Origin of the sequence: Hoeflea sp. BAL378 (assembly GCF_000759435.1) — a bacterium.
Classification (GTDB): Bacteria; Pseudomonadota; Alphaproteobacteria; order Rhizobiales; family Rhizobiaceae; genus Hoeflea.
The window spans coordinates 1-10,147 of the sequence record NZ_JRJG01000032.1 but is presented as its reverse complement, the minus strand read 5'-3'; the positions used below and the strand labels follow the sequence as shown (position 1 = coordinate 10,147).

Annotated in this window: 10 protein-coding genes; 3 read left to right on the top strand and 7 right to left on the bottom strand. The window is 65.0% G+C overall.

Annotated features, from left to right (window positions below; translation table 11 throughout):
* On the bottom strand, positions 1-1,028 hold a 1,028-nt coding region (locus tag LL06_RS08895), incomplete at its 3' end, for a YifB family Mg chelatase-like AAA ATPase (RefSeq protein ID WP_035525171.1).
* A gap of 299 nt (positions 1,029-1,327) precedes the next feature.
* Here LL06_RS08895 and LL06_RS08890 point away from each other — a divergent pair.
* Together LL06_RS08890 and LL06_RS08885 are read left to right on the top strand one after the other, a co-directional pair.
* Positions 1,328-1,588 carry a type II toxin-antitoxin system ParD family antitoxin gene (locus LL06_RS08890; RefSeq protein ID WP_035525169.1) on the top strand — a complete coding sequence of 87 codons (261 nt, stop codon included), beginning with the start codon at positions 1,328-1,330 and terminating at the stop codon, positions 1,586-1,588.
* Position 1,589: 1 nt separating this feature from the next.
* Positions 1,590-1,886, top strand: a complete 297-nt coding sequence (locus LL06_RS08885; protein WP_035525167.1) for a type II toxin-antitoxin system RelE/ParE family toxin — start codon at positions 1,590-1,592, stop codon at positions 1,884-1,886.
* A 201-nt stretch (positions 1,887-2,087) separates the two neighbouring features.
* On the opposite strand, the gene gshB is transcribed toward LL06_RS08885, so the two are convergent.
* From gshB to LL06_RS08855, 6 genes are all read right to left on the bottom strand, one after another.
* Positions 2,088-3,035 carry a glutathione synthase gene (gene gshB, locus LL06_RS08880; RefSeq protein WP_035525165.1) on the bottom strand — a complete coding sequence of 316 codons (948 nt, stop codon included), beginning with the start codon at positions 3,033-3,035 and terminating at the stop codon, positions 2,088-2,090.
* A gap of 166 nt (positions 3,036-3,201) precedes the next feature.
* Positions 3,202-4,515, bottom strand: coding sequence for a TRAP transporter large permease subunit (locus tag LL06_RS08875; RefSeq protein ID WP_035525163.1), 1,314 nt, complete (start codon positions 4,513-4,515; stop codon positions 3,202-3,204).
* A 2-nt stretch (positions 4,516-4,517) separates the two neighbouring features.
* Positions 4,518-5,096: a TRAP transporter small permease gene (locus LL06_RS08870; RefSeq protein WP_035525158.1), complete on the bottom strand. Its 579-nt coding sequence runs from the start codon at positions 5,094-5,096 to the stop codon at positions 4,518-4,520.
* Between the two features lie 66 nt (positions 5,097-5,162).
* Positions 5,163-6,188 carry a TRAP transporter substrate-binding protein gene (locus tag LL06_RS08865; RefSeq protein WP_201772320.1) on the bottom strand — a complete coding sequence of 342 codons (1,026 nt, stop codon included), beginning with the start codon at positions 6,186-6,188 and terminating at the stop codon, positions 5,163-5,165.
* A 199-nt stretch (positions 6,189-6,387) separates the two neighbouring features.
* Positions 6,388-8,619 carry an EAL domain-containing protein gene (locus LL06_RS08860; protein WP_035525156.1) on the bottom strand — a complete coding sequence of 744 codons (2,232 nt, stop codon included), beginning with the start codon at positions 8,617-8,619 and terminating at the stop codon, positions 6,388-6,390.
* Positions 8,620-8,901: 282 nt separating this feature from the next.
* The gene (locus LL06_RS08855) at positions 8,902-9,645 is read right to left on the bottom strand and encodes an SDR family oxidoreductase (RefSeq protein WP_035525154.1); all 744 of its coding nucleotides are present in this window, start codon (positions 9,643-9,645) and stop codon (positions 8,902-8,904) included.
* A gap of 98 nt (positions 9,646-9,743) precedes the next feature.
* On the opposite strand from LL06_RS08855, the gene LL06_RS08850 reads away from it, so the two are divergent.
* A partial coding sequence (locus tag LL06_RS08850; RefSeq protein WP_035525151.1) for a cupin domain-containing protein occupies positions 9,744-10,147 on the top strand: 404 nt, incomplete at its 3' end.

The window sequence follows — 10,147 nt, the reverse complement described above, 5'->3', positions numbered from 1 at the left end:
GCCGCGATGAGCTGGATATTGGCGGGATAGCTCACCCGGTGGTTGGCGCGCGCGATCACGCTCTCGCCGTTTTCGAGCGGCTGCCTCAATGAATCGAGCACCTGCGGCGTGAATTCGGGAAATTCGTCCAGGAACAGGATGCCGTTATGCGCCAGCGACACTTCGCCCGGCCGCGCGCGCAGGCCGCCGCCCACCATCGCCGCCATCGAGGCCGAATGATGCGGCGCCCGGAACGGCCGCCGGTCCGACAGCTTGCCGCCGGCGAGCTGGCCGGCGATGGAATGGATCATCGAGACTTCCAGCAGTTCCGGCGCCGACAGCGGCGGTAGGATCGAGGGCAGCCTCGCCGCCAGCATCGATTTGCCCGAGCCGGGCGGGCCCACCATGATCAGGTTGTGCCCGCCGGCGGCGGCCACCTCGAGCGCCCGCTTGGCGGTTTCCTGGCCCTTGATGTCGGAGAGGTCGGGCAGGTTGGCGGGCTCCGCCCGGATGGCGGGCTTAGGCCGCGCCAGCACCTGGGTTCCGCGGAAATGATTGGCGATGGAAATCAGCGAGCGCGGCGCGATGATGTCGATCTCCTCGCCGGCCCAGGCCGCCTCCGGGCCGCTGGCCTGCGGGCAGATCAGCCCCTTGCCGAGCGCGTTGGCGCCGATGGCCGCGGGCAGCGCGCCTGCGACCGAGGCGATGGTGCCATCGAGCGAGAGCTCGCCCAGCACCACATAGCCGTCGAGCGCGTCGCCCGGGATGGCGCCGAGCGCCGCCATCAGCCCGAGCGCGATCGGCAGGTCGAAATGGCTGCCCTCCTTGGGCAGGTCCGCCGGCGCCAGGTTGACGGTGACCTTTTTTGCCGGCAGCGACAGGCCGGAGGCGTGCAGCGCCGCCTGCACCCGTTCGCGGCTTTCGGCCACCGCCTTGTCGGGCAGGCCGACGATGTGCATGCCCACCTTGCCCGGCGCGATCATCACTTGGACGTCGACCGGCACCGCCTCGATGCCCTGGAACGAAACCGTACTCACCCGCGCAACCATGTTTCCGGCCCCCTGATGTGGCTGACGCACCGCGCCGGGCTTGGAGAAGCTTCCCGTTATGCGCGATCCGGGTTGAATTGAAGCACGGTATGCGGAGCAAAACAAGAACAATATGGCAACAATTGCACTTTTTAAGGGAGCCAGGTTGTGCCGGGTTGTGGCGGTGGAACAGACGCGCGCTGTTATGCAATTCGGCACTTGAAGGGGCTTGGTTGCGGCCTTTCGTCAGGATGACCGAGAAGTATGAACTATTATCACTTTGTGCTATGAACAGGGACCAACGAGGAGAGATAGCCAGGATGACACGCGCCAAAAAATCCTTTGTGGTCGGCGACAGATATGAGCAGTTTATCGCCCGTCAGGTTGAAGAAGGCCGGTTTAACAACGCCAGCGAGGTGATACGGGCTGGCCTTCGCATGCTGGAAGATTATGAGACCCGACTGGGCGCCTTGCGGCAGGAGATTGCCAAGGGGGACAGCGACATCGAGGCGGGACGCGTCACCCCTTACGCCGGTGCGGACGATCTGTTCCAAGACATTATCAAGGATCCAGGCCGATAAGGTGAAAAAGACCCTTGTCCTTACCGACGCCGCCAGAAGCGACCTGCGCGGAATCCGCCAGTACATTGCGCAGGACAGCCCCCAGCAGGCCTTGATCTTCGTGGCGGACATCGCCGCGAAAATCGCATGGATTGCCGAGGTGGGCTTTGCGGGCTCGAGCCGCGACCATGTCAGCGAGGGCTTGCGGGCTTTTCCGTACCGCAGGCGCTGCATCTATTACCGCATTTTTGACGACCGTGTGGTGATTGTACGGGTCTTGCACGGGGCGCAGGACATCGAGAAGCAGGATTTTCAATAGCCTATAAACAGCTTTTCGCAGTCTCCATTGCAGAAAAGGAGCCCTGCTCTCCGAACTGACCGCCGAAAGTTGCCCATCAACTTCGGGGGTCAGTTCGCGGGAGGGAAAGGTCTCTTCATGCGAGCGTCCGCCTGTACAGGTGGGGCGAACGAGGACGCGGCCGCACGGCGCGGTGCTGGCGCTTCAGTCCGACCTGACGCCTCAGACGCGCTTGGATTCCACCGCGTCCCAGAACAGGCTGGCGATGTCGGCGCCGCCGAAATTGCGGATCTCGCGGATGCCGGTGGGCGAGGTCACGTTGATCTCGGTCATCTTGTCGCCGATGATGTCGATGCCGACCAGGACGAAGCCGCGGGCTTTCAGCGACGGGCCGATGCGGGCGCAGATCTCCTGTTCGCGCGCGGTCAGTTCCGAATGCTCGGCGCGGCCGCCGACATGCATGTTCGAGCGCGAATCATGCTCCGCCGGCACCCGGTTGATGGCGCCCACCGGCTCGCCGTCGATCAGGATGATGCGCTTGTCGCCAGCCCTGACCGAGGACAGGTATTCCTGGGCGATGAACGGCTCGCGGTACATCTGCGCGAACATTTCGAGCAGCGACGACATGTTGCGGTCGTCGGGCTTGACGTGGAACACGCCGGCGCCGCCATTGCCGTAGAGCGGCTTGAGGATCATGTCGCCGACTTCGGCGCGGAAGGCGTTGATGGTCGCCGGATCGCGGGAGATCAGCGTCCTGGGCATCAGGTCGGGAAACTCGGTGACGAAGATCTTCTCGGGCGAATTGCGCACCCAGGCCGGATCGTTGACCACCAACGTCTTCGGGTGCACCCGCTCGAGCAGATGGGTCGAGGTGATGTAGGCCATGTCGAAGGGCGGGTCCTGCCTCAGCAGCACCACGTCCATGTCCGCAAGCTTGATCTTTTCCCGCGGCCCGAGCTCGAAATGGTCGCCCTCGACATCCCTGAGGATCATCGGCTCGGCCACCGCCTCGATCTCGCCGTCGCGCATCGACAACTGGTCGGGCGTGTAGTGGAACAGCCTGTAGCCCCGCGCCTGCGCCTCAAGCGACATGGCGAAGGTGGAATCTCCGGCAATCCTGATCGACCTCACATGGTCCATCTGGACCGCGACATTCCGGATCTTGCGCATGGGTAGGGTGCTCCGCCAATCTGAGGATCTCACATAGGATGTCGGCGGGGGGGATTGCAACGGGGCGCGCGCGGATTTGCCACGGAACGATCGGACGGACGAAAGGCGCCGCCGTCCGGCGCCTCCCTGTCCGCCCGCTCGGACTCGCGCAGACCCGCGCCGCCGCCTAGTCCACCACCCAGGTGGCGATCGGCGGATAGAACAGGATGATGCCGAGCACCACCAGTTGCAGCGCGATGAACGGCAGCAGCGCGGTGTAGATGTGCTTGAGCGTGATCTCCTTCGGCGCCACGCTCTTGAGATAGAAGGCGGCGGGGCCGAAGGGCGGCGTCAGATAGGACACCTGCATGTTGACGGCAAACAGGATGCCGAACCAGATCGGATCGTAGCCGAGCTTCACGACGATGGGCACGAAGATCGGCAGGGTCAGGAGCGCGATGCCGATCCAGTCGAGGAACATGCCCAGCACCAGCAGGATCAGCATCATCACCATGATGATCACCACCGGCGGGGCGTCGATCCCGAGGATCGAATCGGCGACGAACCGGTTGCCGCCCATCAGGTTGTAGACCCCCACCAGCACCGCCGCGGCGATGCCGATCCAGATGATCATGCCGCAGGTCTCGAGCGTGTGCACCAGGCTGTTCTCGAGCATCTTGATCGACAATTCGCGCCTGAGCAGCGCCACCACCAGCACGGCGGATACCCCGAGCGCCGCCGCCTCGGTGATCGAGGCGATGCCGCCATAGATCGAGCCCAACACGGCGGCCACGATGAACAGCGGCGCGATGATCGACCGGATGGCGCTCAGGAAGGATTCCGACGACAGTTCCTCCCGCGACATCGGCGGCCCGAGCTGCGGATTGCGCATGCAGATGATGAGCACGTAGCCCACATAGAACGCCAGCAGCAGCAGCGCCGGGGTGATGGCCGCCACGAACAGGTCGGCGATCGACACGCTGGCCACCAGGCCATAGATGATCAGCACGATCGAAGGCGGCATCATCGTGCCGAGCGATCCGCCGGCGCAGACGACGCCGATCGACAGGTTCCGGTCATAGCCGAGCCGCAGCATGTGCGGCAGCGCCAGGATGCCCAGCAGCACGATCTCGCCGCCGATCACGCCCGACATCGCCGCCATCAGAATGGCGACGATCAGCGTCTGCACCGCCACGCCGCCCGGCAACCGCCCGGCCAGCACGCGCATGCCGTTGAACAGGTCCTTGGCGATGCCCGAGCGGTCGAGCAGCGCCGCCATCAGGATGAACATCGGGATGGCGACCAGCGAATATTCGGTGATGAAGCCGAAGATACGGGCGGTGACGAGAGGCAGGGCATTGCCGCCGAACCATCCGAAGGTGAACAGCAGCGCCACCAGTCCCGTCACCCAGGCCAGCGGCTGGCCCGTCAGCAGCAGCAGGAAGATGGAGGCCACGAGAATGTAGGAGCCGTATTCGATGCCAAGCGCACTCAGGCCCATGATCACTCTTCTCCGCTGGCGCTGCTTTGCGCCGTGACGTCGCGGCGGAGGGCGGCGACGAGATGCATGACCGTCTGCGCGAACATGACGACGACGCAAATCAGCACCAGGATCTTCAGAAGCGCCGGAGTCGGCGGGTTCCAGGCGGTCCCGGTCCCTTCCAGGTGGATGTCGCCGCCGGGCGTGTGGGTTGCCTTCCACGACATGATCCAGGCCGCATAGGCGAGGCCCGCGAAGAACACGAGCGCGATGAGCGAATTGATGATGTCGAGCCAGCGGCGGCGGCGGGGCGGGATCGCGTCGTAGAACATGCGCACGCGGATATGCCTGTCGCGCGCAAGCGCGATGGGTCCGCCGACAAGAAAGATCGCGGCGATCAGGAAGATCGTGCTTTCATGCGCCCAGAAGGTGGGGGCGTCGAAGACATAGCGCGAGATCACCTCGAAAACCGTGATCAGGAAGGCCAGGAAGATGGCCCATGCAAAGAACCTGGTGGAGCCGGCGACGGCGCCGTCCAGCCTGGTCCGGATTTCGCCGTCGGCATCCTCGGCATCGATCGTCAACTCGTTCGTCTCGGCCATCTGGTCTCCTCCCGATGGAACTGGGTCCGCGCCCGGACGCGTGTCGCCGGGCGCGGAACGGCGTGGCTACAGCAGGTTGCGACCTTCGAGATAGGACGTCACCGCATCGTAGTAGCGCTGGGTCATGGCGGATTTTTCCGCCCAGACCTTCCATTCGTCCTGGGCGATGCGGCGGAACTTGGCGCGTTCGTCACCGGACCAGTTGATGATCTCGATTTCGGGATTGGCGCGCGCCTCGGCGACGGCCTTGGCGTCGAGAAGCCGCACCGAGTAGATGTGATTGAAGCTGAACTGCTTCACGGACGCGTCCAGGATCGCCTTGAGATCGTCCGGCAGGCCGTCCCAGACCGCCTTGTTCATCGAGATGTCGATCAGCGGCAGCGAATGGAATCCGGGATAGAGCGGGTAATGGGCGATATCGTTCATGCCGAGCGCCTGGTTGGTGGCGAACACGGTGTTGTCGGCCGCCTGCACCACACCCTTGTCGAGCGCGGAAAAGATCTCGGAGCCGGGAAGGGCCACCGGCGAGGCGCCGGCCTTGGAGAAGATCTGGAAGACCATGCCCTCGGGAGCGCGAAGCTTGACGCCCTTGAGGTCCTCGACCGTGCGGATCGGCACGCTCGACACGAAGGCCTCCGGCTCGGTCGCCGCCGCGCCGATGAAGTGCACGCCGTAGGGTTCGACCAGTTCGGCATAGAGCTCGTGGCCGCCGCCGGACTGCATGAAGCCCAGGAGTTCGAACGGGTCGCTCCAGGCCCCCACCAGATTGCCCATCATGGCGAAGGCGGGATCCTTGCCTGCGAAATAGCTCGGATCGGTCAGGTGGCCCTGGAGAATGCCGGAACCGACGGCTTCCAGCGTATCGGTATGGGGCACCACCGCGCCGATCGGCAGGATTTCGATCTGGATCCGTCCTCCCGACAGGACCCCGACATTTTCCGCCCATTTCTGCTTGTTGATGAAACCGGGTTCGCCCGCGGTTTCCGAAGTCTGGAACGTCCACTCGTAATCCGCCGCCAGTGCCGCGGCCGACAGGCCCAGAACCGAAACGGCCACGGTGGCCAGTCCGGCAAGTTTCCTCATGAAATTCATGTCTCTCTCCCTTGATTGATGCTTTGTTTATCAACCGGAAGGCATCAGTCAGCCCGGTTGTATTGCCGATAGTGCACATGGTTCGGCAATATGTTCAACATTGGAAGGCGATTTTATCCGTTTTCGACAGATCGGCGTGCCCACCGCCGTGTAGGCCGGCGGCCAACGGCAAAGGCGGGGAAGGCCTGGCGCCGCCGGGTCAGGCCCGGCGGCCGCAGGCGGCCCGCGGCGTTGGCTTCGCGGCCGCCGCCGTCATCAGCAACTCCATGCTCTCGGCATCCATCGGCTTCGAGAACAGGTAGCCCTGGCCGTAATGGCTGCCGAGCGCGGAGACGAAATCGAGCTGGGCCGGGGTTTCGATGCCCTCGGCGATGACCCGGAGGTTCATCGATTTGCCGAGCCCGATCAGCGCCTGCACGATCGCCGTGTTGCGGCTGTCGCCGCCAAGACCCAGCACGAAGGACTTGTCGATCTTGATGCAGTCGATCGGGTAGTCGCGCAGGTGGCTGAGCGAGGCGTAGCCGGTGCCGAAATCATCGAGCGCGATGCGGACGCCGCCTGCGGACAGTTGCTCGAGCACCTGGCGGACGTCGGAGCTGTCATTGCCCAGGAACACGCTTTCGACCACTTCGATCTTGAGGTCGCGCGGCGACAGGCCGTTCCTGGCGAGCCCGGTGAAGACCTGTTCCACGAAGCAGCCCGACTGGATGCTCGAGGACGAGGCGTTGACGCTGATGAAGTCGATGTCGAGCCCGATGCGCCTCCACCGCGCCATGTCGATGAGCGCGCGGTCGAGGATCACCTCGTCGATCTCGCGGGCGCATTGCCCATCGAGCAGGGCGTGCCAGAAATCGGCCGGACCGGAGATCGCGCCGCCGGCGTTGCGGACGCGGGCAAGGGCTTCCAGGCCCCGGATGCCCCGGGTCCTGAGGTCGACGATCGGCTGGTAGAACGGCTCCAGCCTGGCCTCGGCGATGGCGGAGCGGATCAGCGTGACGGAGCGCTTTTTCTCCTCGATCGCCTGGGTGATCGCCGGCTCGTAGGACTGCACCTTGCCGCGGCCGGTCTGCTTGACATGGTAGAGCGCCAGATCCGACCGCAGGAACAGTTCGTCCTCGCCGATGGCGTGACAGGAGCCGGTCGCGATGCCGATCGAGGTGCTCACCCTGACTTCCTGCTGGCCGTAGGTGATCGGCGCGCTGATCTCCCTGACCAGGATCGAGGCCAGATCTTCGGCCGTCCCGGTTTCGGCATCCACCTTCACCAGCACCGCGAATTCATCGCCGCCCAGCCGGGCGCAGAAGGCGGAGTCGGGGATCGCGCGGGCAATGCGCCGGGCCACTTCGCACAGCACCTCGTCGCCCGCAAGGTGACCGAGATCGTCATTGATGTCCTTGAAATTGTCGAGATCGAGGATGAGCAGGGCCTGCGACACCGCGTCGGCCGCCCCGCCCGCCAGTCGCCGTTCGATTTCGCCCTGAAACGAATGCCGGTTGGCGATGCCTGTCAGGCTGTCGAGATGGGCCGCGCGCCACAGCCGCTTGTCCTGCTCGTACTGGTCGGTGATGTCCTTGAGGATGCCGATGAGGCAGGTGGCGCCATCGTCCCTGCGTTCGATCTCGCCGATGGCGCGGATGCGCTTCCGGGTGCCGCGCGCCGTGATGAAATCGCTTTCGAGCTCGAAGGGAGTACCGGATTCGGCGCAGCTCCTGAGCTTCCGCGTGACCGCCTCCCGCTCGTAGTCCGGAAAGAACGCCAGCGCCTCCTCGAGCGCGGGCGCCTGGTCGCCGTCAAGCTCGTGGATGGCGAAGATCTGCGGCGACCACTCGAACTTGAGGCTGGCGGTGTCGAGCGACCATGCGCCGATCTTGGAGATCTTCTCGACCTGCGCCAGCAGGGTGCCGCGCTGGCGGGCATGCTGCTCGGCGATCCCGGCCTTGGCGGCCGTGACATGGGCGTCGATCAGTCCCGCCACGACGATGCGGAGCTGGTCGAACTGGTGCCGTTGCGTCGCCGTGGCCTTCCCCGGCTTGGTGTCGATGACGCAGAGCGTGGCGACATTGGTCCTGCCGTCGATCGAGATCGGCGCGCCGATGTAATAGCGCAGGTGCGGATAGCCGGTGACGAAGTCATTGTCGCTGAATCGCGGGTCCAGACGCGCGTCCTCGATCTCGAGGATGTCGTCGGAGAGGATCGTGTGGGTGCAGAAGGCGCTGTGGCGGCTGGTCCCGCTCACGTCCAGCCCCACCCGCGCCTTGAACCACTGCACGTCCCGGTCCAGGAAGGAGATCAGGGCAATGGGCGCCTCGAAGATCGCCGCCGCCATGTTCACGATGGCGTCGAATTGCGGCGTCGGTTCGGAGTTGAGGATTTGCAGGCGGTAAAGCGCGTCAAGTCTCTCGAGTTCGTTATGGGGAACGGGACAGTTCATCTTGGCACCTGCAGTCTGGTAAGTCGCGGAAAATCGGAAACGCTGGTCCGGCCCTTCTCCTAAGCCATGGCCGTTTGGCCGGCTTTGCCTTCAAGTGTCGTCATGGGCCCCTCCTTTGGACAACTCTAAGGCGGTCACCCTAGGCAGCTTTCGTAAAGAGGGTGCTTTTGATTGCATGCGATAAGTGGGAATGAGAACTGTCCCGTTATTTCTAGTTGCCGACCGCCCACCCGGGTCTGATCAGCGGCGCCCCGGGCCCTGCGGCGGCGGAGCGCCGGATCGTCAGGAGGCAGCGGCGAGCGCCATGGCGTCGGCGCCCGCGGGATAGCGCAGCCGGTCCGAGGGGTCGGTCGCGGCCCGCCAGACCGCTTCGGCGACATCGCTTTCCCTGGTGGTCAGCGCCGGGTTGGCAAATCCCGCGAAGATCGGCCCGGCGAACGCCGCATAGGCTTCGGGAATGAGATCGGCGACCGGAATGTCGGTGTTGGCCGCAAACCGCGTCGTCGGCGCGTAGCCCGGCTCCACCAGCCGGGCGCGGACGCCGAAGGCGGCGAGCTCGTGGGCGAGCGACCCGGTGAAGCCCTCGATCGCCTGCTTGCTCGCCGTATAGGCGGCGGCCAGCGGCATCGGCGCGAGGGTGACGCTCGAGGTCACGTTGACGATCACGCCGGAACGGCGCGCCCGCATCTGCGGGATCACCGCCTGCGTCATCGCCATGACGCCGAATGTATTGGTCTCGAACACCTTTCGCACATGCGCCATGGGGGTTGCCTCGAAGGCGCCGACGACGCCGATCCCGGCATTGTTGACCAGCACGTCGACCGGTCCCGCGGCCTCGAGCGCGGCGGCGATGCTTTGGGGATCGGTGACGTCGAGGGCGAGGATGCGGACGCGATCGGTCTTGGCGAACAGGCCGTCGCGCGGCGTGCGCATGGTGGCGATCACGCTCCAGCCCTGGGCGAGGAAATGGCGGGCGGTTTCAAGTCCGTAGCCAGACGAGCAGCCGGTGATGAGGGCGGTGGGCATGGGGGTCTCCTGTGTTGGATGTTGACGGGACCGGTCTACCGCGCCTAAGCTGGACTATCATCAATCCATAATCCTGATTTCGTTTGCGAGAGTCCGGAATGTCCGATCCTCTGTCCGAAGTGATCCAGCTTCTGCGCCCGCGCGCGGTCTTCGCCAAGGAGATCAGCGGCCGCGGCCGCTGGGCCGTCCGCTATGCCGAATTCGGTCTGCCCGGCTTCTGCGCCATGACCGAGGGACAGTGCCGGCTGGCGGTCGACGGCGAGGCCCCGGTCGTGCTGGAAAAGGGCGACTTCGTGCTGCTGCCCGCGACGCCCGCCTTCACCCTGTCGAGCATCGATCCCGGCCCGCCCGTGCACGTCGATCCCAACGCGGCCGCGGCGGGCGAGGGGGCGACCCGCTACGGCCGGACCGAAGGCGCGCCCGACATGCGCCAGTTCGGCGGCTATTTCTCCTTCGCCGCCGCCGATCCGGGGCTGCTGGTGTCGCTGCTGCCGCGGATGAT

Excerpts from the sequence above, each read along its gene's own strand:
- LL06_RS08890 (WP_035525169.1), top strand. The coding sequence starts at position 1,328 with ATGACACGCGCCAAAAAATCCTTTGTGGTCGGCGACAGATATGAGCAG.
- gshB (WP_035525165.1), bottom strand. The coding sequence starts at position 3,035 with ATGCGCAAGATCCGGAATGTCGCGGTCCAGATGGACCATGTGAGGTCG.
- LL06_RS08875 (WP_035525163.1), bottom strand. The coding sequence starts at position 4,515 with ATGGGCCTGAGTGCGCTTGGCATCGAATACGGCTCCTACATTCTCGTG.
- LL06_RS08870 (WP_035525158.1), bottom strand. The coding sequence starts at position 5,096 with ATGGCCGAGACGAACGAGTTGACGATCGATGCCGAGGATGCCGACGGC.
- LL06_RS08865 (WP_201772320.1), bottom strand. The coding sequence starts at position 6,188 with ATGAATTTCATGAGGAAACTTGCCGGACTGGCCACCGTGGCCGTTTCG.
- LL06_RS08860 (WP_035525156.1), bottom strand. The coding sequence starts at position 8,619 with ATGAACTGTCCCGTTCCCCATAACGAACTCGAGAGACTTGACGCGCTT.
- LL06_RS08855 (WP_035525154.1), bottom strand. The coding sequence starts at position 9,645 with ATGCCCACCGCCCTCATCACCGGCTGCTCGTCTGGCTACGGACTTGAA.